This window comes from Algoriella sp. (assembly GCF_036647415.1).
Lineage (GTDB): Bacteria > Bacteroidota > Bacteroidia > Flavobacteriales > Weeksellaceae > Empedobacter.
In genome coordinates this window covers 1-25,630 of the sequence record NZ_JAVXKG010000004.1, presented here as the reverse complement: position 1 = coordinate 25,630, position 25,630 = coordinate 1, and the positions used below count along the sequence as shown (strand labels likewise).

The 25,630-nt window shown below is 32.9% G+C and carries 22 protein-coding genes and 2 tRNA genes; 5 read left to right on the top strand and 19 right to left on the bottom strand.

Features of this window, described 5'->3' with window-relative positions:
* Nucleotides 1-26: 26 nt before the first annotated feature.
* Together mltG and dapF are read right to left on the bottom strand one after the other, a co-directional pair.
* Nucleotides 27-1,049 carry an endolytic transglycosylase MltG gene (mltG, locus tag RSC72_RS02525; protein WP_332544128.1) on the bottom strand — a complete coding sequence of 341 codons (1,023 nt, stop codon included), beginning with the start codon at nt 1,047-1,049 and terminating at the stop codon, nt 27-29.
* A gap of 6 nt (nt 1,050-1,055) precedes the next feature.
* The gene (gene dapF / locus RSC72_RS02520; protein WP_332544127.1) at nt 1,056-1,832 is read right to left on the bottom strand and encodes a diaminopimelate epimerase; all 777 of its coding nucleotides are present in this window, start codon (nt 1,830-1,832) and stop codon (nt 1,056-1,058) included.
* Between the two features lie 177 nt (nt 1,833-2,009).
* Between dapF and RSC72_RS02515 the strand changes: the two genes are divergently transcribed.
* The 4 genes from RSC72_RS02515 (at nt 2,010) to RSC72_RS02500 (ending at nt 5,108) form a co-directional block, all read left to right on the top strand.
* A complete protein-coding gene (locus RSC72_RS02515) occupies nt 2,010-3,524 on the top strand; it encodes a Do family serine endopeptidase (protein ID WP_332544126.1) in 1,515 nt (504 codons plus the stop codon).
* Nucleotides 3,525-3,632: 108 nt separating this feature from the next.
* Nucleotides 3,633-4,103, top strand: coding sequence for a hypothetical protein (locus tag RSC72_RS02510; protein ID WP_332544125.1), 471 nt, complete (start codon nt 3,633-3,635; stop codon nt 4,101-4,103).
* 25 nt (nt 4,104-4,128) lie between these two features.
* A complete protein-coding gene (locus RSC72_RS02505; RefSeq protein ID WP_332544124.1) occupies nt 4,129-4,605 on the top strand; it encodes a hypothetical protein in 477 nt (158 codons plus the stop codon).
* A 20-nt stretch (nt 4,606-4,625) separates the two neighbouring features.
* Nucleotides 4,626-5,108, top strand: coding sequence for a hypothetical protein (locus RSC72_RS02500; protein WP_332544123.1), 483 nt, complete (start codon nt 4,626-4,628; stop codon nt 5,106-5,108).
* Here the strand turns inward: RSC72_RS02500 and RSC72_RS02495 are convergent.
* Nucleotides 5,080-5,589, bottom strand: a complete 510-nt coding sequence (locus RSC72_RS02495; RefSeq protein WP_332544122.1) for a hypothetical protein — start codon at nt 5,587-5,589, stop codon at nt 5,080-5,082. The genes RSC72_RS02500 and RSC72_RS02495 overlap by 29 nt on opposite strands.
* A gap of 98 nt (nt 5,590-5,687) precedes the next feature.
* On the opposite strand from RSC72_RS02495, the gene RSC72_RS02490 reads away from it, so the two are divergent.
* Complete coding sequence (locus RSC72_RS02490) at nt 5,688-6,263, top strand: DUF3575 domain-containing protein (RefSeq protein WP_332544121.1); 576 nt, start codon at nt 5,688-5,690, stop codon at nt 6,261-6,263.
* A 38-nt stretch (nt 6,264-6,301) separates the two neighbouring features.
* Here the strand turns inward: RSC72_RS02490 and RSC72_RS02485 are convergent, their stop codons facing one another.
* From RSC72_RS02485 to RSC72_RS02410, 16 genes are all read right to left on the bottom strand, one after another.
* Nucleotides 6,302-8,332 carry a hypothetical protein gene (locus RSC72_RS02485; RefSeq protein WP_332544120.1) on the bottom strand — a complete coding sequence of 677 codons (2,031 nt, stop codon included), beginning with the start codon at nt 8,330-8,332 and terminating at the stop codon, nt 6,302-6,304.
* A gap of 160 nt (nt 8,333-8,492) precedes the next feature.
* Complete coding sequence (locus tag RSC72_RS02480) at nt 8,493-9,557, bottom strand: tetratricopeptide repeat protein (RefSeq protein ID WP_332544119.1); 1,065 nt, start codon at nt 9,555-9,557, stop codon at nt 8,493-8,495.
* Nucleotides 9,547-10,752: a helix-turn-helix domain-containing protein gene (locus tag RSC72_RS02475; RefSeq protein WP_332544118.1), complete on the bottom strand. Its 1,206-nt coding sequence runs from the start codon at nt 10,750-10,752 to the stop codon at nt 9,547-9,549. The genes RSC72_RS02480 and RSC72_RS02475 overlap by 11 nt, the downstream gene beginning before the upstream one ends.
* Nucleotides 10,753-10,846: 94 nt before the next feature.
* The gene (locus RSC72_RS02470; protein ID WP_332544117.1) at nt 10,847-12,145 is read right to left on the bottom strand and encodes a dihydrolipoamide acetyltransferase family protein; all 1,299 of its coding nucleotides are present in this window, start codon (nt 12,143-12,145) and stop codon (nt 10,847-10,849) included.
* 233 nt (nt 12,146-12,378) lie between these two features.
* Nucleotides 12,379-12,672, bottom strand: coding sequence for a DUF3467 domain-containing protein (locus RSC72_RS02465; protein WP_177190264.1), 294 nt, complete (start codon nt 12,670-12,672; stop codon nt 12,379-12,381).
* The gene (gene rpoC, locus RSC72_RS02460) at nt 12,672-16,949 is read right to left on the bottom strand and encodes a DNA-directed RNA polymerase subunit beta' (protein WP_332578403.1); all 4,278 of its coding nucleotides are present in this window, start codon (nt 16,947-16,949) and stop codon (nt 12,672-12,674) included. Before rpoC ends, RSC72_RS02465 begins: the two co-directional genes overlap by 1 nt.
* Nucleotides 16,950-17,010: 61 nt before the next feature.
* Complete coding sequence (rpoB, locus tag RSC72_RS02455) at nt 17,011-20,850, bottom strand: DNA-directed RNA polymerase subunit beta (RefSeq protein WP_332578402.1); 3,840 nt, start codon at nt 20,848-20,850, stop codon at nt 17,011-17,013.
* Nucleotides 20,851-20,952: 102 nt separating this feature from the next.
* The gene (gene rplL, locus RSC72_RS02450) at nt 20,953-21,318 is read right to left on the bottom strand and encodes a 50S ribosomal protein L7/L12 (protein ID WP_332543544.1); all 366 of its coding nucleotides are present in this window, start codon (nt 21,316-21,318) and stop codon (nt 20,953-20,955) included.
* Nucleotides 21,319-21,360: 42 nt separating this feature from the next.
* Complete coding sequence (rplJ, locus tag RSC72_RS02445) at nt 21,361-21,870, bottom strand: 50S ribosomal protein L10 (RefSeq protein WP_332543545.1); 510 nt, start codon at nt 21,868-21,870, stop codon at nt 21,361-21,363.
* 18 nt (nt 21,871-21,888) lie between these two features.
* Nucleotides 21,889-22,584, bottom strand: coding sequence for a 50S ribosomal protein L1 (gene rplA / locus RSC72_RS02440; RefSeq protein ID WP_332543543.1), 696 nt, complete (start codon nt 22,582-22,584; stop codon nt 21,889-21,891).
* A gap of 20 nt (nt 22,585-22,604) precedes the next feature.
* On the bottom strand, nt 22,605-23,045 hold the full coding sequence (gene rplK, locus RSC72_RS02435; RefSeq protein WP_332543542.1) for a 50S ribosomal protein L11: 441 nt from the start codon (nt 23,043-23,045) through the stop codon (nt 22,605-22,607).
* Between the two features lie 72 nt (nt 23,046-23,117).
* On the bottom strand, nt 23,118-23,666 hold the full coding sequence (gene nusG, locus RSC72_RS02430; protein WP_332543541.1) for a transcription termination/antitermination protein NusG: 549 nt from the start codon (nt 23,664-23,666) through the stop codon (nt 23,118-23,120).
* Nucleotides 23,667-23,700: 34 nt separating this feature from the next.
* Entirely contained in the window at nt 23,701-23,889 is a 189-nt protein-coding gene (gene secE / locus RSC72_RS02425) for a preprotein translocase subunit SecE (RefSeq protein WP_332543540.1), read from the bottom strand.
* A gap of 15 nt (nt 23,890-23,904) precedes the next feature.
* A tRNA-Trp gene (locus RSC72_RS02420) sits at nt 23,905-23,975 on the bottom strand.
* A 64-nt stretch (nt 23,976-24,039) separates the two neighbouring features.
* Nucleotides 24,040-25,227: an elongation factor Tu gene (tuf, locus tag RSC72_RS02415; RefSeq protein WP_332543539.1), complete on the bottom strand. Its 1,188-nt coding sequence runs from the start codon at nt 25,225-25,227 to the stop codon at nt 24,040-24,042.
* Nucleotides 25,228-25,420: 193 nt separating this feature from the next.
* Nucleotides 25,421-25,493: transfer RNA gene (locus RSC72_RS02410), tRNA-Gly, on the bottom strand.
* Nucleotides 25,494-25,630 lie beyond the last annotated feature (137 nt).

Genomic DNA, 25,630 nt, shown 5'->3' with positions numbered 1-25,630 from the left:
TCAACTTAGCTTAAAGGTACAATTTCTTATTTGATGTTATTCTCTTTTAGCCAATTTTTGTATTTCTCAGCATTTTTCAAATGTTCTTGATAATCATTCGTATAAACGTGATAACCTGGTTTTGCTGGGTCTGCAACAAAGAAAATAAAATCATGATTTGCTGGAGATAAAACCGCATCAATTGCTCCTAAATTTGGCAAACAAATTGGTGCTGGCGGTAAACCTTTGTTACGATAAGTATTGTAAGCATTAGATGACCACGTCCATTTTTTGTACACACGTTGCACTTTTTTGTCCCAACCATTCTCCATTTTATACGCATAAATAGAAGTTGGATCAGCCTCCAGACGCATGTCCTTCGCCAAACGATTCATGTACGCACGTGCAACTCTTTGCTGTTCGTCCATATTATCAGACGATTCTAATTGTACGATAGATGCCAAAGTTGTTACCTGAAGTGGCGTCATATTTAGCGCTTTTGCTTTTGCCAAACGTTCTGCATTCCAAATTTTATCGTGTTGTGCAACCATTTTCTCTACAAACTTATCGGGTGTTAATCCCCAATACACAAAATATGTTTCTGGAATAAAGTATTGTTTGACAGTTTCATCATTAAGTGTCGAATCGTTTTTTTCTTTGACAAAATCACGAATTGCAGTCAAAACTTCGATAGAATCTGCATCAATTTGTTTCGAAACAGAACCTGCCAAATGATAAATTGTTGGCTCATTCTTTATTCTTAATTTTACTTCTTCTTGCTCTCCGCCTTGTAAACGATCTATAATATCGCGGTTAGAATCTGAGCTTGAGATTTTATATTTTCCAGATTTTATTGTTGCAGGATAATCTGCATCTTCTGCATATTGTTTAAACAAATTTACGTCCTTTAAATAAGGTTTTAAAGAATCTAAAACTTGTTCAAAATTTGCTCCACGAGAAATATAAATTGCACCATCTTTGGTTGCATTTCCTTTGAAACCGTCTATAAATGTACATCCGACAAATGCGAATGAACAGATTATTACGAGTAATAAATTTAATTTTTTCATATAGAATTAAATTTCTATTTCACCATCAAAAACTTTAACTGCTGGTCCGTTTAACCAAACATTTACAAATTTATGATTATTTTCTTCAAAATTAACAGATAAATCTCCACCTAAGGCTTTTATTTCAATTGATTTTTTATCAACTAAATTTTTAACATAAGCCGAAATAGCTGCTGCAGTAATTCCTGTTCCACAAGCTAAGGTTTCATTTTCTACACCACGTTCATAGGTTCTTATTTTAAGATTATTGTCGGGCGTAACTTCTACAAAATTTACATTAGATCCTTTTTCGAAATAAGGTGATCCATTTCTAATTTCTTTTCCACGATTGTAAACATCAACATCTTCAACCTTATTTACAAATTCTACGTGATGCGGCGAACCTGTGTTCATAAACAAATAATAATCGTGATCTTCGACTTCATCAACATCAATCATTTGTAAACGAATCACATTATTGTCAACAATACCGTGATGTAAACCATCTATGGCAGTAAATGTCATGTTTTCTGACGCAACGTCTAAATCATTTGCAAAACGAATAATACAACGTCCTCCGTTTCCACACATTGTACTCTCGTTACCATCTGAATTGAAATAAACCATTTTGAAGTCAGATTTGGTATCATTTTGTAGCAAAATTAACCCATCTGCTCCAACACCAAAATGGCGATCACATAGTCTATTTATAAGCTTTGTTGAGATAGGAAACGTTTGTTGACGATCATCTATCATTACAAAATCATTTCCTGCTCCTTGATATTTAGAAAACTTTAATTTCAAACTTCTTAATTTTTAAACAAAGTAAATACATTTTTGTCACTCTTAACTAATGTTATAAAATATTTATAATACAGTGTTAAGATGCGTTAAAGCTATTTGAAATGTTAACATTTTGGTCTTAAATTTGATTTAATCAATTCACAATAAAAAACACATTAAAAACTTATAAATATAAAGATGAAAAAATATACAGGTTACTTACTAGTTGGCTTAATGAGTTCTATGACAACTTTAGGAGGTTTTTATTTTATGAATGAAAGTGGTAATAATCCTTTTATCACAGATGCAAATAATAGTAAAAACGGAGATTTTCAGTTAGTAGATTACAAAGGAAATTATGGATATGATGCGCCTAATTTTGTAGAGGCATCAAAAAAGGCTGTGCACACAGTTGTAAGTATTAAAAATTATTCGAATCAAAAACAACAACAGCAACAACAATTTGATCCATTTGACTTTTTCTTTGGACAACCAGAACAACAGCAACGTCGCGGTCAACAACAGCAACAACAACCTGATCAACCATCAGGAATGGGATCTGGTGTAATTATTTCGCAAGATGGTTACATTGTTACAAACAATCACGTAATTGCTGGAGCGTCAAAAATAGAAGTTACGTTAAATAATCAAAAAAGTTACATTGCAGAATTAGTTGGAACAGATCCAAGTACGGATATTGCTTTATTGAAAATTAGCGAAAAAGGTTTACCATTTACAAAATTTGTAGATTCTGATGCTATTAATGTTGGAGATTGGGTATTAGCAGTTGGTAATCCATTTGGTTTAACTTCTACTGTTACCGCAGGTATCGTTTCGGCAAAAGGTCGTAGCATTAATATTTTAGGTAAAAACTCTGAATCGCCAATAGAATCATTTATTCAAACTGATGCAGCGATAAATCCAGGAAATTCTGGTGGAGCTTTGGTTAATGCAAATGGAGATTTAATTGGTATTAATACTGCTATTTCTTCGCCAACAGGTGCATATTCTGGTTATGGATTTGCTGTACCAACTAATTTGGTGAAAAAAGTTGTAGAGGATATTAAATCTTACGGAATTGTACAACGCGGATACTTAGGTATAAAAGGTTTTGATTTATCAAATGACCAAGCTGTTGCACAATATAACAAAGAGTTTAAGAAAAATATAAAAACACAAAACGGTGTAATGGTTACCGAATTAGTTTCTAAAGGTTCTGCAATAGATTCTGGTATAGAAAATGGTGACATTATTACAGAAGTTGACGGTAAAGAAGTAACATCTTTCTCTAGCTTATCTTTCTTAGTTGGTAGCAAACGTCCTGGTGATAAAGTCAACATCAAAGTAAGACGTGGTGCAGCTGACAAAACATATACAATTACATTAAAAGATGCAAAAGGTGGAACTAAAATTAGAAGTAAAGCAGATTTATCGCCAACAGAAATTTTAGGAGCAGAATTTGAGCCATTAACAGAGCGTCAAAAAGATAGTTTCGGAATAAATTACGGTGTAATGGTTAAGAATCTTGACAATTCAGGAAAATTAGCCGCCGCCGGTGTACAAGACGAATTTATTATCTTATCTGTGAATGATAAAGAAGTAAGTTCTCAGGATGCTATCGAAAAGATTCTGAAAAATTATAAAGGTCGTGTATCTATTAAGTTTGCCGACTATTATGGACGAATCTATACAAAAGGATTTACGATGGATTAAAATTTTGAGTCGATTTTAAATTTTAAAAAATCATTATAAATAGCTACAACAAATTTCGTTGTAGCTATTTATTTTTACACTAAATTCAAATCATATAAAACCAATCCTATGCAATTAAAAAAAATCATTACCTTTTTTGTATTATCATTATCCACTTTCTCATTTGCTCAAAGAGAAGATAATTTATACGGTTTTTCATTAGGCTATGCCAACCAATCTGGAAATTTTGGTAAAATAGGTGCTTTTTATACATTCGATTCTAATTCTTCTATTGCAACTAAAATTGACATCAACGCAAATATGGCGTATATGCGAGATGATTTTCAAATTATTCCAGAAATTGGTATAACAGGATACATTACTTCTTTCACATTATTAGATATTTTTCCCTTTGTAGAAACCGAATTTACACCGTATACCTTTACGCCAAAAGCAGGTTTTTCTATATTTACAATGGTAGATTTTGGCTTTGGATACGGAATAAAACTTCATGAAAAAGATAATTTTAAACCAATCAAAGGTTTTCAGCTTTCTTTAGGTATTAATATTCCTCTCAACTTACATCTCAAAATGATGTAAAACTAATTAATACTATTTTTCGTTTATGAAATACAATTTATTTACACTGCTTATTTTTCTATTTTTAGGAAACATGTTATTCGCTCAACAAAAATATAAGAATCCCGATTTTTTGTTTGGACCAACAATTGGTTATACAAATCAAGCAGGAAACTTTGGTAAAATTGGCGCTTTTGGAGAAGTTTTTTTAGGAAATTATTACGTTTTAAAATTAGATGTAAATGCAAACATGAGTTATATGCGCGATGATTTTCAATTAATTCCAGAAGCAGGATTTAGTTTTTATATTATGCCAGAACGTTCTGGTGGACTAGCTTTTTTCGCAGAAACCGAATTTACTCCGTACACTTTTACACCAAAAATTGGCTTATCATATATTACATTTATTGATTTTGGATTTGGTTATGGAATTGAAATGAAACAAAAACAAAACTTTAAATCAATCGATAAATTTCAATTCAGTTTTGGATTAAATATTCCATTAAACTTCAACATTTACTAATTATTCTTTAATTTTGTCAAATGAAAAAAATCCTTGTACTCTTTATCATTTTCATAAGTTTTAATGCAAAAGCACAGAAACAATTAACCGATTATTTTACGATAAATTTGGGTTATGAATATTGGAACGGAAACTACGGAAAAGTAGGTACAGACTTGTATTTGGTACAACAAAACAACAATATATTGGCATTTAGTGCAAATGCAAATTTGGGTTATATGAAAGATAAATTTCGTGTAATACCAGAAATTGGCGCAGGATATTTATTCAATTTTGAAAATAATACTGGTGATCCGTACAGTTCTAATTTTAGTTCTGCATTTTATGTTGTTCGTGTAGAAGTTTCTCCTTGGACAATAACGCCTAAAGTTGGTATTGCTGTGCTAAGTTTATTGGAATTGAATGCTGGATATTCTTTTGAATTCAGAGAAAATAAAGATTTTAAAGATATGAGTGGTTTTAGAGCCGGCTTAACTATTCACTTGCCGACTCAGCTTTTTTAGCATTTCTAAGTTTTTTACGCAACTCTTTCAATCGCATATACAAATCTGAAGTTGATACATTTTCTTCAATCGGTTTAAAAACTCCTTTATCAATATAAAAGAAAATAATTGCCTCATGGTCTGCAACCTTGAAAGCATTTGTAATTCCGTTGATTTTATTTTCTACCCAAGACATTTTACAGGTTTGTAAATCATAAACATGATCTTCGTTTCCTAAAATATCTTTAAAAATTAATTGTTCGCCTTGTACATACAAAACTCCACTTCCTTGAAAAGATTTCATTTTTAGAAAGCGACCTTGCGGACGACCAATATTGTAGCGTACAACAGCTTTTAGCGTAATATTATCTGGTAAACTCTCTAATGTATACAGTTCATTTTTCTCTCTTACTTTGGCATCGGAAATGGCAATAATAAAGAAAGTCGAAACAAAAACTCCGAAAATTAAAAAAATAATTAGAATTGATAATAATGCTGTCATATTGTTAAACTATGTTAGGATAAAGTTATAAAAAAACACGAAGTATACGATATATTCTTGTAAATATTTACCTTGCCCTAAAAATCAACTTAAAAATCATGAAAAATTCTATTTTACTACTCTTTCCTCTTGCTGTATTCGCCCAAAAAGGAGAAACTCAGTTAAAAATCAATACAATTACCTTACCTCTTGGTATGGTAAATTTGGGAATAGAACATGCGATAAGTAACAAAATCACTTTACAGGCAGATGGTTTTATATCTCCTTGGAAATCTTTTGCTGGAAATCATTTGCAAATGTATATGGCTTTTGGTGAAGGAAGATATTACTTTGACAAATCATTCAGTAAGTTTTATATCGGACCAAATATTGGAATTGGTTTTTTTGATATTCAAAAATGGAATTATTGGAATACAAATAATTATCAACGTGGTCTTACAATATTAACTGGAGCTACGATTGGTTATCAGGCAAAATTAAATGATCGATTAAATTTAGATATTTTTGTTGGTGGTGGTCATTCACAAGGAAACTACAAAGGTTATTATAAAGATGATTCTGGTATTGGAAGATATGATTCGGCACATGCGTTTAACAAAAGTGGCGAATGGTTGCTTTACAAAGGCGGAATAATGTTAACCTATAAATTAAAAAGAAAAAATCCATCTAAATAAGATGGATTTTCTTTCATAATTAGTGTTAATTAGTAAATTTAGAAAACCAAAATTTTTGCAGCATTTGCTTTTCCTTGTTTATCTATTGTTTTGATGAAATAAACTCCTTTATTCCATCCATTTGTATAAATTGTTTTAACAGATTTTCCTGTATCAACTAAATTTCCGTTTACATTATAAACTTGATAAGTAGAATAATCATACCCGATTGTGATCTGATTAACGTTACTTAAATATTTAATTGATTGATTTGATTTTGTAATATCATTAACGCCCAAAACTTCAAATGGAAATTTGTAGAAATCTGTTACATATGATGTAGCTGAATAATCACTTCCGTAATAAGCATACAAACGATCAAACTCACCCTTTCTATTTGCACCGTAACCAGCCATTGTTATATTTCCTTTTGCTGTACGCCCAGAGAAACTTGCCAATACATTATTCTCATCTTGCGCGATACTGTATGTATTTGCACCAACATTATTTTGTCTGTCTAAATAAGCATATACATATTCTATCTTATCATCGTTATTAACAATTCTAGGATCTAATGTTAATTGATTTAAGAATGGAGCAAATAATTCTGTTTCAGCAGAAATAGGTAATCTTACTTTTTTTACTTCTACACCTTTTGTATCATAATGTTTTACAAGACCAAATGCTTTATCTCCTTCCATTTCTCCAGCATTTAGACCTACAACATAATTATATGAATCTCCATTTGGAATTCTATTGAAATTAAGTGATAATAAATCTCCATTATGTACTGCTTCAAAATCTTGAGCTAATTCAAATTCTGGTAAATTATAAATTTTAATGTTAGTTATTCCTTCTCCAGTATCTATTAACATTGCAACCTGATCTTTTTGATTTGGCAACTCTACTAATTCTATACCTGATTCTATACCACCATTTGCAATATCATCGCTCAACGTTTTCAGAACTTCACCATCTTCGTTCACAACATAGTAATTAAACCATTCGCGATCATTTGGCATATCATAAAATAACGATCCGTAAGTAAACTCTAACTTATTATCCGTATTATAAACATTTCTTGAAATATCGTATTTATCAGTATTGTACAATAATCCAAAAGTAGTCATCGGAATTGTATAAGGATTTTCTGGATCAAACCCCAACACTGGTAATGCGTATGTTTTTTCTAATGCAAAAGTTTCTGTATCAATAAAATCTAATGCAAATTTTGCATTTGTGTTAAATTCTAACGTACTATTATCTAATAATTTTTCAGTAAAATGAGAAAAAACTAAATAATCTTTTCCATCTAAATTTTTATGAGCTATTGGCATTCCTACATAGTAGTTTACAAGATCAAAATCTACTTTGTATTCTAAATTACTTGCAGTATTGTTTAAATTTACTTTTTTTACTGTAAAATAGTCTTCGTCACTATCGTAAGTATAAACATTTAATTTTCCTTTAGAATCTTTTAAAATTTCTGCAGAAGATGCATCTTCTTTATAAAGGATATCTCCTGTTTCATTTACAAACCAAATTTGATGTTTTTGAAACTCTGGTCCTTGTCCTCCTTCAAAAAAGTGAACATAAACACCAACAATTAATTTGTTATTATTATCTAAAATCTTAGAAGAAAAATCTCCAATTGGTTCTGCTTTATTTGCTGTTGCAGGAATATTAATCGTAAACTGTTTATCAACTTTTAAATCATCTGTATATGTTTTAAATGTTAATGTTCCATTTTGACCATACTTAGCATCAATAGAAAACATAATTGTTTCATCTGTATCAACATTAGTTCCGTATGTCCAACGTTGTGCATTTATGTTACCAAAAGGTTTTAGTTCATTTACTTCAGCTCCTTTTTTTACAAAATCACTTGTAGTTTGTTCAAAACTTCCAAAACTATTTGCATCTTTTCCTCTGTTATAAGTACTCAAATCAAAGCTCTTATTTAATTTTTTTGAGTGATTTGATTTGTTATTTTTAATAACTGTTGTATTCGATTTATCAAAAATTGTTTGTGCTTGTGTAGTTGCACTAATACTAAAGATTGTTGCTAAAAGGATAAAAGTCTTCTTCATATTCTGTGTGTTATTTTTCTCAAATGAAGAAAGTTTTTATTAGAATAAGAACTACTTATCGTTTCATTTTGATGAATCTTACCGAAATTCATTAAGAATAAAAACCATTTAAAACATTAAAAATGAAACGATTAAACTTTAATAAAAACGAATAAAAAAATTAGGCTATTTTCTTATTTGATTTATAAATTTCCCGAAATATTAAAATAAGTAATACAACGATTAAAATTATAGGAAGTTTAAAAAATGATAATTTATCTAAAAATGTTTGATCTTTATACAATAGATAATCAAAACTTCTTTCTAAAGCATTCAAATTAATCTTTTCTATTTTAGAATTAGAGGTCTTTATAATATCCATATATTTTTTATATGTAACAAAATCTTTTAATTCGAACGCATTTTGCGCCAATAATTTATATATCTGATTTTGTATCAACAATTCTTGAGCAAGATTTTTATCTTTTAAAACCTGATTTAATAAATCATTTGCTTGACGAAATTCTCTCTTTGATTGATGAATTCTAGCTAAACTTATTGTTGCAGACTGATCGTATTCTATCAAATTATTTTTTTTGATGACAGACAATGCATTATTTAAAAAATAGGTTGCAGAGTCTAAATCTTGTTTATCAATCAAACAATTTGATTTCTCGATGTACACTAATGCTAAATTATTAACGACACTCTGATTTTGCTCTGCGCTTTTATAAGCTGAAATTGCTTTATTATAATATTTTAAAGCAAAATCACAATCTAAATCATCTTTGTAACCATTGCCTTTTACACCATATATATTTCCCAAATACATAGAGCGTTTTTCTTTTGGAAAACTAGAGGATGTTATTATTTTTACCGACTCATCCAAATAATCACGAGATTGTGTATTATAACCGTACAACTGAAAAAGTTCGCCAATTCGTCCTAAAATTCGTGCTTCGTTAAAAATATCTTTCTCTTTTTTTATATATTCATACGTTTCAAACACATATTTCAATGCATTGTAGCTATCGTCTAAAGAACTATACGCATTCGTTTTTATTAATCTTGCAGTAATCTGATCATTTCGATCATTGGAGTTTTTAATTATTCGATCTGCAATTTCAATTGCTTTTTTAGGATTAATGTAAACATAATCGTACGCTATTCGGATGCTGTCTACCTTTTCTGCAAAAACAACTTGAGAAGCAAAAAAAAGTAGTATGTATAAAAATTTATTGCTCATTATCGTTTAATTTTTTGATAAAAACAGAAGGTGTGATACCTGTTATTAATTTAAAAAATGTCGTAAAACTACTTTGAGAAACAAATCCACTCAACTTTGCTAAATGACTAATTTTATATAATCTATACTTTTTATCCTCTGTTAGACAATTTACAATATAATAAATACGTAATTCATTAATGTAATTATTAAAACTTTTTTGTTTGATATTATTTAAAATTGACGATAAATATTTGACATTCGTATCCAGTTCTTTGGCTAAAATAGCAATAGAAATTGTGGGATTTAGATAACCTTTACTTTTTTCGAAGGCTTCTAATCTTTCAAGAATTTGAGATTCTACACGATCCGAAATCATGTTTGTTTTATTAATAGATGAATCCATTTCCACCTTTTTCTTTTTATAAAAAATGGTAAATAAAATCAATCCAAAAAGTACAACACTAAAAATTATCGATAATAGAGTTAAATTTTTATCGTCTATAACTTGTTGTGTTTTTTGTTTTTCTAATAATTTATTTGCTAAATAATTTCGTGTAACTTTTTTCTCAATCGTTAATCGATCATTTAATTCGTTGAGTTTTCTATTGTTAACTGCATAATTTTGTAAATCATTCTTTTTGAGATAAAATGATTGTAGTTTCTTAACCAAAATAAATTTCTCCACTTCATTTGATATCTTGGGTAAACTATCTTGTAATAAAATGGCTTGATTTTCTGAAGAAATTGGTTTTATAATATTTGCATTAATTGCCAAATCATAACGCAAATCTATAAATTTATGATGAATAGAATTGATCCAGTCTTTATCATTAGATTTTACTTGTGCTTGCATTTTCTTTGCTTGCTTTTTAAATCCTAAATAATGAGCTAAATCTGATCCTATGATATAATATTTGTCTTTTAATTCTTGATTATCTGTAGAAATAATCTCTGGCTCTATCGAAAAAAATAATTCTAAAGCTTCTATATCTTTTGAGACATAAACTTTAATTTTTATTAAATCGAGTTGATAATTTAATTTCTGAAAATTAGAAGTCGAGTTATTTATCAGGTATTCATATATCCTGATCGTTTTATTATTATCTGTTTTTATTTGTTGTATTGCTTCATTGTAAAATGTATTATTCTCCTCACTATTCTGAGAATAACAACTAATAGAAAACAACAAAACTATTAAATATACAAACTTCATCTTCTTACAACTAAACCTTAGTGTAAAAATAAAAAAACTCTGAACTAATCAGAGCTTTTTTACAGATATATAATTAAAATTTTATATTTTTTTGTTAAATCGGTGTATTCATATCAAATGCTTCCAAATATTCGGCAACACGTTTTACAAACATTCCTCCTAATGCACCATCTACAACACGGTGATCGTAGGCATGAGATAAGTACATTTTATGGCGAATTGCAATCATATCACCTTGTGGTGTTTCTATAACAGCAGGTTTCTTTACAATAGCTCCTACTGCTAAAATTGCAACTTGTGGTTGTGGAATAATTGGTGTTCCTAAAATATTCCCAAAAGTACCTATATTGGTAATTGTATATGTACCACCTTGTATTTCGTCTGGTTTCAATTTATTTGTACGCGCACGGTTTGCTAAATCATTAACTTGTTTTGCTAAACCAGCTAAATTGTATTGATTGGCATTTCTAATAACAGGAACAATTAAATTTCCACTTGGTAAAGCAGCAGCCATACCAACGTTTATATTTTTCTTTTTGATAATTTTATCTCCATCTACAGAAACATTAATCATCGGAAAATCTTCGATAGCTTTAGCTACAGCTTCTATAAAAATTGGTGTAAATGTAATTTTTTCACCGTGTTTTTTTAAGAATTCGTTTTTGTTTTTATTTCTCCATAAAACAATATTCGTCATATCAACTTCTACAAAAGAAGTAACATGAGGTGCAGCTTGTTTTGCTTGTAGCATATTTTGCGCAATAATTTTACGCATTCTATCCATTTCTATAATCTCATCTCCATTTGCAAGAGAAACTGGTGCAGATTGCGTTTTAGCAGCCGGAGCAGAAGTTACCGCATTAACAACTGGTGGTGTAACTTTATTTCCTTTATTTTTTACAAAATCTAAAATATCATCTTTTGTAACACGTCCTTCTTTACCAGAACCCGAAATTTGATCTAACTCTGTTTGAGAAACTCCTTCCTCTTTTGCGATAGATTTAACCAAAGGAGAATAAAACTTATCGTCTGATGAAACGATAACCGCATCAGTTTTGATAGACGCTACATCTTTTTCAATTGTTTTTACAGCATCTGCAATTTCTTCATCGCTATTTGCATCAACTGTTTCTTGTGGTTGATCAACAACTCCATCAACAGATAGGATTGCAATTGGTTCACCTATTTTTGCAATTCCATCAACTGGAATTAATATTTTTTTTAAAACTCCTGCAACTGGCGAAGGAACATCAGAATCTACTTTATCTGTAGCAATCTCTACGATTGATTCGTCCTCTGCAATTGTATCTCCAATATTCTTAATCCAATTGGTTACAGTGGCCTCCATCACACCTTCACCCATCGAAGGTAGAATTAATTTATAGTCAGACATGCTTGTGTTTATTTGCTTGATACAAATCTAAACATTTTTTCGATTCAAAAAAATGCATTTTTTAAGAATTATTCAATTTAGTTTTTGATTATCTCTAAAAAAATCGATTTATATTATCTTTTTCATAATAATACCAAATCTAATTACAGCTATTTTACGAATTTGATATTTATTCATAAAAAAATCCCCCAATCATAGATTGAGGGATTCTTGAAATATTTAAGAATGATTTCTTAAGCTTCGTAAGTTGCTGTACCGTTGTTAGTTTGAGGTTCTTTGATTTCACCAAAGCTTTTCTCGAAGTTAACTACGTTTTCTGCTAACGATTTAGATAATTGTTTCGCTTGTAATGGAGACAAGATGATTCTTGATTTTACGCTTGGTCTTGCACCTGGTAAAAATTGAACGAAATCTACAACGAACTCTGATGGAGAGTGGTTGATGATTGCCCCTGTTGCGTAAACACCTTGAGCGACTAATTCGTTTAACTCAATGTTTAATCCTTCGTTTTGTTGATTTTCTGACATTATAATTCTTGTTTTGCGTTTATTAATTCCTCGTATTCACGATTAGATCCTACGATTATACTTTGGTACTCTTTTAATCCAGTTCCTGCAGGAATTAAGTGTCCAACGATTACGTTTTCTTTTAATCCTACTAAACCATCTACTTTACCAGCTACAGCTGCTTCGTTAAGAACTTTTGTTGTTTCCTGGAACGATGCTGCAGACATAAATGATTTTGTCTGTAAAGATGCTCTTGTAATCCCTTGTAAAACTGCTTCTGCTGTTGCAGGTAAAGCTTCACGAGCTGTTACTAAAACTTTATCTTCACGTTTTAATTTAGAGTTTTCATCACGTAATTCGCGAACTGTGATAATTTGTCCTGGTTTTAAATCAGCACTATCTCCAGCTTCTTCTACGACTTTCATTCCGAACAAACGATCATTTTCTTTCATGAAATCGTCTTTATGCTCTAAACTATCTTCTAAGAATCTTGAATCTCCTGAATCTACAATTCGAACTTTACGTAACATTTGACGTACGATAATCTCGAAGTGTTTATCATCAATTTTTACACCTTGTAAACGATATACATCTTGAATTTCGTTTACTAAGTATTCTTGAACCGCTGTTGGTCCTAAGATTTTCAAGATATCTTCTGGAGTTGTTGCACCATCAGATAAAGATTCACCTGCACGAATAAAGTCATTTTCTTGAACTAATATTTGTGCCGATAATTTAACTAAGTAACGACGAATCTCACCATTTTTAGATTCAACGATGATTTCACGGTTACCACGTTTTATTTTTCCGAATGAAACAACACCATCCATTTCACAAACAACTGCTGGGTTAGATGGGTTACGAGCTTCTAATAACTCAGTAATACGAGGTAAACCTCCTGTAATATCTCCAGATTTTGCAGATTTACGTGGGATCTTAACCAAGATTTTACCAGCATTAATTTTCTCGCCATCATTTACCATAAGGTGGGCACCTACAGGTAAATTGTATGTTTTCTCTTCACCATCAATTGTGATAACTCTTAACGCAGGAACTAACTTTTTATTACGTGATTCCGAAATAACTTTTTCTTGGAATCCTGTTTGCTCATCAATTTCGATTTGGAAAGTGATACCTTGCTCTAATTGTTCGTACTCGATTTTACCAGTAGATTCCGCGATGATAACCCCATTATAAGGATCCCAACTTGCAATCTCTTGACCTTTCTTAACAATAGCTCCATTTTTAACAGCTAAGATTGTACCGTATGCAATGTTTGTTTGTTGACGAACATTTCCAAATTCATCAGAAATTTTCATTTCTGTAGAACGAGAAACTACGATATCAACTTTGTTACCTGCATCATCTGTACTTTCTACCGTACGTAAATCATCAAAATCTACTGTTCCGTCAAATTTAGATACAACTGTATTTTGCTCAGAAACGTTTCCGGCAGTACCCCCAACGTGGAAAGTACGTAATGTTAACTGTGTACCAGGTTCACCAATAGATTGTGCAGCAACTACACCTACAGATTCTCCTTTTTGTACACCTTTACCTGTTGCCAAGTTACGTCCGTAACATTTTGCACAAATACCAGTTTTAGCCTCACATGTTAATGGAGAACGTACTTCTACGTGCTCTATACCTGCAGCTTCTAAAATATCACCAGCTTCTTCATTAATGATTTGACCAGCAGAAACTATTAATTCCCCATTATCTGGGTTAGTAATATCATTTAAAGAAGTACGACCTAATACACGAGAAGATAAACTTTCGATTATTTCTTCTTTTTTCTTAAGTGCAGATACTTCTAATCCTCTTAATGTACCACAATCCTCGTGCATTACGATAACGTCTTGTGCAACGTCAACTAAACGACGAGTTAAGTATCCCGCATCGGCAGTTTTTAAGGCAGTATCGGCAAGACCTTTACGCGCACCATGCGAAGAAATAAAGTACTCTAAGATTGACAGACCTTCACGGAAGTTAGAGATAATTGGATTTTCGATGATATCCCCACCAGTAGAACCAGCTTTTTGAGGTTTTGCCATCAATCCACGCATACCTGATAACTGACGAATTTGCTCTTTAGATCCACGTGCTCCAGAATCAAGCATCATAAATACAGAGTTAAATCCTTGTTGATCTTCTGTCATACGTTTCATTACAATTTCTGTTAATGTTGCATTGGTTGTTGTCCAAACATCAATTACTTGGTTGTAACGTTCGTTATTTGTAATAAGACCCATGTTATAGTTCATCTTGATGTTCTCAACTTGGTTGATCGCACCTGAGATAAGCTCTTTCTTTTGTTCTGGGATTAAGATATCTCCTAATGAGAAAGATAAACCTCCTTCAAAGGCATTACGGTATCCTAATTGTTTCATATCATCAAGGAAGGCTGCCGTTGTAGGGAAGTCTGTAATCTTGATGATTTTATTAATAATAGTACGTAACGATTTTTTCGTTAATACTTCATTAATATAACCTACTGTTTTCGGTACGATTTGGTTAAATAACACACGTCCTACTGAAGTTTCGATTAATTGGTTCTCGATTAATTCTTCTCCTTGACGAATAGTTCCTTTTACACGAATTGGTGCATTAAGATCTACAGCTCCTTCGTTATAAGCGATTTGAACTTCTTCATCAGAATAGAAAGTTAATCCTTCTCCTTTTACTGTAAACTGGTGGTCAGTACGACGAATTTTCGTCATGTAGTACAGACCCAATACCATATCCTGAGATGGTACAGTAATTGGAGAACCATTTGCAGGATTCAAAATATTTTGAGAAGCCAACATTAATAATTGTGCTTCTAAAACAGCTTCTGGTCCTAATGGTAAGTGAACGGCCATCTGGTCACCATCGAAATCGGCATTGAAGGCAGTACACACTAATGGGTGTAAACGAATTGCTTTACCTTCGATTAATTTCGGTTGGAATGCTTGGATACCTAAACGGTGTAACGTAGGGGCACGGTTTAATAAAACTGGGTGTCCTTTGATTACGTTTTCTAAAATATCCCAAACAACTGGCTCTTTTTTATCAATAATTTTCTTAGCCGATTTTACTGTTTTTACAATTCCACGCTCGATTAATTTACGAACAACAAATGGTTTGTATAACTCAGCAGCCATATCTTTTGGTAAACCACATTCGTGTAATTTAAGTGTTGGTCCAACAACAATTACAGAACGAGCAGAATAATCTACACGTTTACCTAATAAGTTTTGACGGAAACGACCTTGTTTACCTTTTAATGAATCAGATAATGATTTTAACGGACGATTACCATCAGCTTTTACAGCAGATGCTTTACGTGTGTTATCGAATAATGAATCTACAGCCTCTTGTAACATACGTTTTTCATTACGTAAGATTACTTCTGGTGCTTTAATTTCCATTAATCGTTTCAAACGATTGTTACGGATAATTACACGACGGTATAAATCATTAAGATCTGATGTTGCAAAACGACCTCCATCTAATGGAACTAATGGGCGTAATTCTGGTGGAATAACCGGAATAACACGCATTACCATCCATTCTGGGCGGTTTACATGACGCATATTAGACTCACGTAACGCTTCTACAACTTGTAAACGTTTTAACGCTTCTGTACGACGTTGTTTAGAAGTTTCGTTATGTGCTTTATGTCTTAATTCGTAAGATAATTCATCTAAATTGATACGAGATAATAGGTCTTCTAATGCTTCAGCACCCATTTTCGCAACAAATTTATTTGGATCAGTATCTTCTAAGTATTGATTCTCGATTGGAAGAGTTTCTAAAATATCTAAATACTCTTCTTCTGATAAGAAATCTAATCTTTTTAATTCTTCACCTTCTGGTCCTTTAGCAATACCTGCTTGTATTACGACATATCTTTCGTAATAAATTACCATATCTAATTTCTTAGATGGTAATCCTAAAATGTAACCAATTTTGTTAGGTAATGAACGGAAATACCAAATGTGTGCAATTGGCACAACTAAGTTGATGTGTCCTATGCGCTCACGACGAACTTTCTTTTCAGTAACTTCTACCCCACAACGGTCACAAACGATACCTTTATAACGGATTCTTTTATATTTTCCGCAGGCACATTCGTAATCTTTTACAGGTCCAAAGATACGTTCACAGAATAACCCATCACGCTCTGGTTTGTGCGTTCTATAGTTAATCGTTTCAGGTTTTAAAACTTCACCTTTTGATTCTTGAAGAATCGATTCTGGAGAAGCTAACCCAATACGAATTTTTGTGAATTGACTTGTTTTATTTTTTGTTGACATATAGAAATGTATCTAACAATTATATTATTATAACGAAAAGGGAGAATAATAGGTTGCCCTATTATTCTTCCAAGTTTATGTCTAATCCAAGACCTTGTAATTCATGTAACAATACGTTAAATGATTCTGGAATTCCAGGTTCTGGCATTGGGTCTCCTTTTACGATTGCTTCGTAAGTTTTTGCACGTCCAATTACGTCATCCGACTTAACTGTTAAGATTTCGCGTAGGATATTAGATGCACCAAATGCTTCTAATGCCCAAACCTCCATCTCTCCAAAACGTTGACCACCGAATTGTGCTTTACCTCCTAATGGCTGTTGAGTAATTAGTGAGTATGGTCCGATAGAACGCGCGTGCATTTTATCATCTACCATGTGTCCTAATTTCAACATGTAAATCACCCCAACAGTTGCTTTTTGAGCAAAACGTTCTCCTGAGTTACCGTCGTATAAGTACGTAGTACCGAAACGTGGTAAACCAGCTTCTTCCGTTAATTGATCAATTTGCTCTGCTGATGCACCATCAAAGATAGGAGTTGCAAATTTGCGTCCTAACTTCATACCTGCCCATCCTAATACCGTTTCATAAATCTGACCGATATTCATACGAGAAGGTACCCCAAGTGGGTTAAGTACAATGTTAACTGGTGTTCCGTCTTCTAAGAAAGGCATATCTTCGTCACGAACGATACGAGCAACAATACCTTTGTTACCGTGGCGTCCTGCCATTTTATCCCCAACTTTCAGTTTACGTTTTTTCGCAATATAGATTTTTGCTAATTTAACGATACCTGCTGGTAATTCATCTCCAACAGAGATTGTAAATCTTTCGCGGTTAAGAGCTCCTTGTAAATCGTTGTACTTAATTTTATAATTATGTATTAACTCTTTTACTAATTCGTTCTTATCCTCGTCTGTTGTCCATAAAGATTCTAAACCTGTTAAATTTAAGAAATGTTCAACATTAGATAATATTTTTTGAGTATACTTAACGCCTTTCTTGATAACTTCTTCATTCAAGTCGTTGTAAATACCTTGAGAAGTTTTTCCGTTTAATAAAACGTATAATTTCTCTAATAATACTTCTCTTAATTCGTTAAACTTAACGTCATATTCTCCTTCTACACTATCAATGATAGCTTTGTCTTGAGAACGTTTACGTTTATCTTTAATACTACGTGAAAATAATTTTTTGTTGATAACAACACCGCGTAATGATGGAGAAGCTTTAAGAGAAGCATCTTTTACATCACCAGCTTTGTCACCAAAGATTGCACGTAATAATTTTTCTTCAGGTGTTGGATCTGATTCTCCTTTTGGAGTAATCTTACCAATTAAAATATCACCAGGTTTTACTTCTGCTCCGATACGGATCATACCGTTTTCATCTAAGTCTTTTGTAGCCTCTTCAGAAACGTTAGGAATGTCAGCTGTTAACTCTTCCATACCTAATTTTGTATCACGTACATCTAATGAATACTCATCGATGTGGATAGATGTAAACCAGTCTTCGCGAACAGCTTTTTCTGAGATTACAATGGCATCCTCAAAGTTGTACCCTTGCCAAGGCATAAAGGCAACAACCATGTTACGACCAATTGCTAATTCTCCTCCTTCTGTTGCGTAACCTTCAGATAAAACTTGACCTTTTTCTACGCGGTCTCCAATTTTAACGATTGGTTTTAATGTAATCGTTGTTCCTTGGTTGGTTTTTCTGAATTTTGTTAAATTATATGTTTTCTCAGATGAGTCAAAGTTTACCAACTCTTCATCTTCTGTTCTATCATATTTTATTGTTATAATGTCAGCATCTACGTATGTTACTGTACCTTCACGTTCTGCATTTACTAAGATTCTTGAATCTTTTGCAACTTGCTTCTCTAATCCAGTACCTACAATAGGTGCTTGAGGTTTTAATAATGGAACTGCCTGACGCATCATGTTCGATCCCATCAACGCACGGTTGGCATCATCATGCTCCAAGAAAGGAATAAGAGATGCTGAGATAGAAGCAATCTGGTTTGGCGCAACGTCGATTAAATCTACTTCTGATGGAGTTACAACTGGGAAATCTCCATCTTCACGAGCAGTTACACGTTCTGTAGCAATAGTACCATCGTCGGTCATGTCGATATTGGCTTGAGCAATTACTTTAGATTCTTCCTCTTCCGCAGTTAAATAGATAGGTGCTGATTCGACGTCCACAATTCCTTCTTCTACTTTTCTGTACGGTGTTTCGATGAACCCTAAGTTATTAACTTTAGCGAATACACATAATGACGAAATCAAACCAATGTTTGGTCCCTCAGGAGTTTCAATTGGACATAAACGTCCATAATGAGTGTGGTGTACATCTCGTACCTCGAATCCCGCTCTTTCTCTTGATAAACCTCCAGGTCCTAATGCTGATAAACGACGTTTGTGTGTAATCTCTGATAATGGATTCGTTTGATCCATGAACTGAGATAACTGGTTCGTTCCGAAGAATGAGTTGATAACAGATGATAATGTTTTTGCATTAATCAAATCGATTGGTGTAAACACCTCGTTGTCACGAACATTCATTCTTTCGCGGATAGTTCTAGCCATACGTGCTAAACCTACTCCGAATTGGCTAGCCATTTGCTCACCTACTGTTCTAACACGACGGTTAGATAAGTGGTCAATATCATCTACCTCTGCTTTAGAGTTAACTAATTCGATTAAGTATTTAATAATCGAAATGATATCTTCACGAGTTAATACTTGTACTTCCTCGCTAATGCTTAAGCCTAATTTTTTGTTTAATCTGTAACGACCTACTTCACCTAATGAATAACGTTGGTCAGAGAAGAATAATTTATCAATAATTCCTCTAGCTGTTTCCTCATCTGGTGGCTCAGCGTTACGTAATTGTCTATAGATATACTCTACGGCTTCTTTTTCAGTATTCGTAGGGTCTTTCTGTAGTGTATTGTGGATAATTCCATAATCTGCAGAATTGATATCTTCTTTGTGTAATAAGATTGTTTTTACACCTGAATCTACGATTTGATCGATGTGATCTTTTTCTAAGATTGTTTCACGGTCTAAAATAATTTCATTACGTTCGATAGATACAACTTCTCCAGTGTCTTCATCTACGAAATCCTCGTGCCATGTATTTAATACACGTGCAGCAAGTTTACGACCTACAACTTTTTTCAAAGTTGCTTTGTTTACTTTAACTTCTTCTGCTAAATCAAAAATTTCTAAGATATCTTTATCTCTTTCATATCCGATAGCACGTAATAAAGTTGTTAAAGGTAACTTTTTCTTACGGTCGATATAAGCGTACATAACGCTATTAATATCTGTTGCGAACTCAATCCAAGATCCTTTGAAAGGAATGATACGAGATGAGTACAATTTTGTACCATTCGCATGGAAAGATTGCCCAAAGAATACCCCAGGAGAACGGTGTAATTGTGATACAATAACACGTTCGGCACCATTTATAATAAATGATCCTGAAGGAGACATGTAAGGAATTGTTCCTAGATATACGTCTTGTACAACTGTTTCAAAATCCTCATGTTCATCGTCTGTACAGTACAATTTAAGGCGAGCCTTTAATGGAACACTGTACGTTAATCCTCTTTCGATACACTCATCAATTGTGTAACGTGGTGGATCTACGAAATAATCTAAGAATTCTAAAACAAACTGATTGCGTGTATCCGTGATTGGAAAATTCTCAGCAAATGTTCGGTAAAGACCTTCATTTTTTCGTTGGTCAGGTCTTGTTTCCAACTGGAAAAAATCTTCAAACGATTTGATCTGAATGTCAAGGAAATCTGGGAACTGAGCGACTGCTTTTGCAGTAGAAAAGTTCAATCTTTCTTTTTTCTCAGTCGTGCTTAATGTTGCTTTAGTGGCCAATTTCGAATGAATTTTGGTTTATATAATGACTTTATGCGTAAAAAGGTTTAGACCTAACACGCTATGTGTTAGGTCCAAACCTATATTGTTGAGTAATAAAAATTACTTCAATTCTACTACTGCACCAGCTTCTTCTAGCTGTTTCTTTAAAGCTTCAGCTTCGTCTTTAGAAACTGCTTCTTTAACTGTTGCAGGAACTGAATCTACTAAATCTTTAGCTTCTTTTAATCCTTTTCCAGTTAATTCTTTTACTAATTTAACTACTGCTAATTTAGATGCTCCACTTTCTTTTAAGATAACGTCGAATTCAGTTTGCTCTTCAGCAGCCTCTCCTCCACCTGCAGCAACGATAACTGCAGCAGCAGCTGGTTCGATACCATATTCATCTTTTAAGATTGTAGATAATTCATTAACTTCTAATACTGTTAAGTTTACTAACTCTTCAGCTAATTTTTTTAAATCTGCCATTTTAATTTTTTTTGTTTGTCAACTATTTAATATGAGTGTGTCCTATTCTTCTGATGCTCCTTCTTCTTTTGAAGCGTCTTTGTTCTCTAATTGAGAAACAAGAGTTTTGATTGGAGACTGAAGTAACATTACGATATCTGCGATTAATTCTTCGCGAGATTTTAATGCAACTAATTGAGGTAATTTGTCATCACCAACAAAAGTATTATCTTCAATCCAAGCTCCTTTTAAGATAGGTTTTTCAGATTTTTTTCTAAAAACATCAATAACTTTAGCTGGTGCATTACCAACTTCAGCAGTCATTAAAGCTGTATTCCCTTTTAAAGATCCATAAAGCTCTTCGAAGTTTTTGTCTTCTACTTGCTCCATTGCTTTCTTTAATAAAGTGTTTTTTACTACGCGTAAAGATACATTGCCTTTATAGCAAGCTCTTCTCAATTCAGTAGTATTAACAGCGTTTAATCCATCGATATCTGCTAAGTAGATGATTTTTGCTTCCGCTAATACAGCTTGCAATTCATCTATCATATTTGCTTTATCTTGTTTTGTCATTGCCATAATCTACTAATTTTAAGCGTTTACACTTTTTGGATCAACTGGTACACCTACTGATTGAGTTGTAGAAAGCGTAATGCTTCTTACATACGTTCCTTTAGCAGCTGTTGGTTTTAATTTAACTAAAGTTTGAATTAATTCATTCGCATTTTCTTTAATTTTATCAGCATCAAAAGATACTTTACCAATTGCAGCGTGGATAATTCCGTAACGGTCTACTTTGAAATCGATTTTACCTGCTTTAACTTCAGAAACGGCTTTACCAACTTCTACAGTTACAGTTCCTGATTTTGGGTTAGGCATTAATCCACGAGGTCCTAAAATACGTCCTAATGGTCCTAATTTACCCATTACAGCTGGCATTGTAACGATAACGTCAACATCTGTCCAACCTTCTTTAATTTTTTGTAAGTATTCATCTAATCCTACATAATCAGCTCCTGCAGCTTTTGCTTCAGCTTCTTTGTCTGGAGTTACTAATGCTAATACTTTTACATCTTTACCAGTTCCGTGAGGTAATGAAACTACTCCACGTACCATTTGGTTAGCTTTCTTAGGATCTACTCCTAAACGAACTGCTATATCAACTGATGCATCAAACTTTGCGTAATTAACTTCTTTTACTAATGAAGACGCGTCTTCTATTGAGTAAAGTTTGTTTTTATCTACTTTAGCTTGTGCTTCCTTTTGCTTTTTTGTTAACTTTGCCATTTCCTAAAATGTGTTTTTAATTATTCTGGAGCTTGACCGCCTTTTACAGTTATACCCATAGAACGCGCAGTTCCAGCAACCATTTTCATAGCAGACTCGATAGTAAAACAGTTCATGTCTACTAACTTGTCTTCAGCAATAGCTCTAATTTGATCCCAAGTGATTGATCCAACTTTTTGACGGTTAGGAACACCTGATCCTTTTTTCAATTTCGCAGCTTCCATTAACTGAATTGCAGCTGGTGGAGTTTTAATTACGAAATCAAACGATTTGTCTTGATACACTGTAATAACAACTGGTAACACTGCACCTTGTTTCTCTTGTGTACGTCCATTAAATTGTTTACAAAACTCCATAATGTTAACACCTGCAGCACCTAAAGCCGGTCCTACTGGTGGCGAAGGATTTGCTTGTCCTCCTTTAACTTGAAGTTTTACAACTTTTTCAATTCTTTTTGCCATTTTTTTAATTCTTAAAATTAAGCGTTATGTGGAAGCAGCCTAAATTTCTACTTTAATAATTGTGTTGAAAGGTTATGATACCTTCTCAACTTGATTAAAACTTAACTCTAAAGGTGTTTTACGTCCGAAGATTAAAACCATTACCTCTAATTTACGTTTGTCCTCAATAATTTTTTCAACAGTTCCGTTGAAACCGTTAAAAGGTCCGTCGATAACTTTTACATTTTCTCCTATAATATATGGGATAGAAATTGATGTATCTACATTTTCAGCTAATTCGTCAACTTTACCTAACATTCGGTTTACTTCCGATTGTCTCATTGGTACAGGATTTCCTCCTTTTGTTGCACTTAAAAAGCTAATTACACCTGATGTATTCTTTACCATGTGAGGAATTTCTCCTACAAGTTCAGCTTCTATCATAATGTAACCAGGAAAGTGAACTTTTTCCTTTTGATATTTTTTACCGTTACGGATTTGAATCACTTTTTCCATAGGAACAACAATCTGTCCTACATAATCATTCAAATTTTGGTATTGAATTTCTCTTTCAATGTAATCTTTTACTTTTAGCTCTTGACCAGCCACAGTTTTGATTACGTACCATTTCTTTTCACTCATGATTCTATAATTGCTAAACGGGATGTGTTACAAACTAAAAAGCGCCGTAGATGAAATTCAACACTTGTGTGAATATCGTATCTACCGCATATAAAAATATAGCTAACAAAACTGTAGCTATTGCAACAATAATTGTGTCTTTTTGTAGACTAGCAAAAGATGGCCATGTTACATGTTCTTTAAACTCTACAAAAGAATCTTTAAAATATTGTACGACTTTCATATCGTTTTAAATTAGCACGGGCACAAGGATTCGAACCCTGATCAACGGTTTTGGAGACCGCTATTCTACCATTGAACTATGCCCGTAGAATAAAAAAAGAGTGGTAATCTATGAAGATTACCACATCTTCTGTATTATATAATTAGAATATTATTCTAAAATTTCAGTTACCTGACCTGCACCTACTGTACGTCCACCTTCGCGGATAGCGAAACGTAAACCTTCGTTTAATGCAATTGGTTGTAATAATTCAACTGTAATAGTTAAGTTATCTCCTGGTAAAACCATCTCTACACCTTCTGGTAAGTTGATTTCTCCTGTTACGTCAGTTGTACGTACGTAAAACTGTGGACGGTAACGGTTGTGGAATGGAGTGTGACGACCACCTTCTTCTTTAGTTAAGATATAAACCTCAGCCTTGAATTTTTTGTGAGGAGTTACAGATCCAGCCTTAGCGATAACCATACCTCTACGGATATCAGACTTTTCAATACCTCTTAATAATAAACCTACGTTATCTCCAGCTTCACCTCTATCTAAGATTTTACGGAACATTTCAACACCTGTTACAGTAGAAGTTAATTTTTCTTCTCCCATACCTACGATATCTACTCCTTCACCTGAATTAATAACACCTGCTTCGATACGTCCTGTTGCTACAGTACCACGACCTGTAATAGAGAATACATCCTCTACTGGCATTAAGAATGGTTTATCTTGATCACGAACTGGTTGCTCAATCCAAACATCAACTTTCGCCATTAAGTCTAAAACAGTATCAACCCATTGAGGCTCACCGTTTAATGCACCTAAAGCAGAACCTTGAATAACTGGAGTGTTATCACCATCGTACTCATAAGAAGACAATAAGTCTCTTACTTCCATTTCTACTAATTCTAATAACTCTTCATCGTCAACCATATCAACTTTGTTTAAGAAAACAACGATACGAGGAACGTTTACTTGGCGACATAATAAGATGTGCTCGCGAGTTTGAGGCATTGGACCATCAGTAGCAGCTACTACTAAGATACCACCATCCATTTGAGCAGCTCCTGTTACCATGTTCTTTACGTAATCCGCGTGACCTGGACAGTCAACGTGTGCGTAATGACGGTTTGCAGTTTCGTACTCTACGTGAGATGTATTAATTGTAATACCTCTTTCTTTTTCTTCTGGAGCGTTGTCGATTTGATCAAAAGCTTTTGCTTCTGAAAAACCAGCGTCAGCTAATACTTTAGTAATCGCAGCAGTCAAAGTTGTTTTACCGTGGTCAACGTGACCAATAGTACCAATATTTAAGTGCGGCTTGTTACGGTTAAAAGTTTCCTTTGCCATTTTACTTTTTATTAATTTCTATTGTTATACTTAAATTAAAAAAATAACTTTAATTATTTTCAAGTGCAAAAATACACTTTTTGATTGATATATAAAGTATTTTATTTCTTGATTTAATGTTAACCTTGAATAAATTTAGTTTCAACAACCACTTTAAAGATTAACCAAACTGGATTCCACCAGATTTTTATTGAGCGGGAAACGAGACTCGAACTCGCAACATTCAGCTTGGAAGGCTGACGCTCTACCAATTGAGCTATTCCCGCGTTTACTTTAATTTTCATAAAGCATTGCAAATTTAGAAATTATATACTAATTCGCAAAATGATTTAAAGAAAATTAAAATAGTATTTGTGGGGAGAGCAGGATTCGAACCTGCGAAGGTGAAACCAACGGATTTACA

Coding starts and splice junctions, on each gene's coding strand:
- RSC72_RS02500 (WP_332544123.1), top strand. CDS start 4,626: ATGAAAAAAATCCTTGTACTCTTTATCATTTTCATAAGTTTTAATGCA.
- rpoC (WP_332578403.1), bottom strand. CDS start 16,949: ATGTCAACAAAAAATAAAACAAGTCAATTCACAAAAATTCGTATTGGG.
- RSC72_RS02470 (WP_332544117.1), bottom strand. CDS start 12,145: ATGTCTGACTATAAATTAATTCTACCTTCGATGGGTGAAGGTGTGATG.
- tuf (WP_332543539.1), bottom strand. CDS start 25,227: ATGGCAAAGGAAACTTTTAACCGTAACAAGCCGCACTTAAATATTGGT.
- RSC72_RS02475 (WP_332544118.1), bottom strand. CDS start 10,752: ATGAAGTTTGTATATTTAATAGTTTTGTTGTTTTCTATTAGTTGTTAT.
- RSC72_RS02480 (WP_332544119.1), bottom strand. CDS start 9,557: ATGAGCAATAAATTTTTATACATACTACTTTTTTTTGCTTCTCAAGTT.
- RSC72_RS02495 (WP_332544122.1), bottom strand. CDS start 5,589: ATGACAGCATTATTATCAATTCTAATTATTTTTTTAATTTTCGGAGTT.
- RSC72_RS02490 (WP_332544121.1), top strand. CDS start 5,688: ATGAAAAATTCTATTTTACTACTCTTTCCTCTTGCTGTATTCGCCCAA.
- nusG (WP_332543541.1), bottom strand. CDS start 23,666: ATGAGTGAAAAGAAATGGTACGTAATCAAAACTGTGGCTGGTCAAGAG.
- RSC72_RS02515 (WP_332544126.1), top strand. CDS start 2,010: ATGAAAAAATATACAGGTTACTTACTAGTTGGCTTAATGAGTTCTATG.
- secE (WP_332543540.1), bottom strand. CDS start 23,889: ATGAAAGTCGTACAATATTTTAAAGATTCTTTTGTAGAGTTTAAAGAA.
- RSC72_RS02465 (WP_177190264.1), bottom strand. CDS start 12,672: ATGTCAGAAAATCAACAAAACGAAGGATTAAACATTGAGTTAAACGAA.
- rplL (WP_332543544.1), bottom strand. CDS start 21,318: ATGGCAGATTTAAAAAAATTAGCTGAAGAGTTAGTAAACTTAACAGTA.
- mltG (WP_332544128.1), bottom strand. CDS start 1,049: ATGAAAAAATTAAATTTATTACTCGTAATAATCTGTTCATTCGCATTT.
- rplK (WP_332543542.1), bottom strand. CDS start 23,045: ATGGCAAAAAGAATTGAAAAAGTTGTAAAACTTCAAGTTAAAGGAGGA.
- RSC72_RS02505 (WP_332544124.1), top strand. CDS start 4,129: ATGAAATACAATTTATTTACACTGCTTATTTTTCTATTTTTAGGAAAC.
- RSC72_RS02485 (WP_332544120.1), bottom strand. CDS start 8,332: ATGAAGAAGACTTTTATCCTTTTAGCAACAATCTTTAGTATTAGTGCA.
- rplJ (WP_332543545.1), bottom strand. CDS start 21,870: ATGACAAAACAAGATAAAGCAAATATGATAGATGAATTGCAAGCTGTA.
- RSC72_RS02510 (WP_332544125.1), top strand. CDS start 3,633: ATGCAATTAAAAAAAATCATTACCTTTTTTGTATTATCATTATCCACT.
- rplA (WP_332543543.1), bottom strand. CDS start 22,584: ATGGCAAAGTTAACAAAAAAGCAAAAGGAAGCACAAGCTAAAGTAGAT.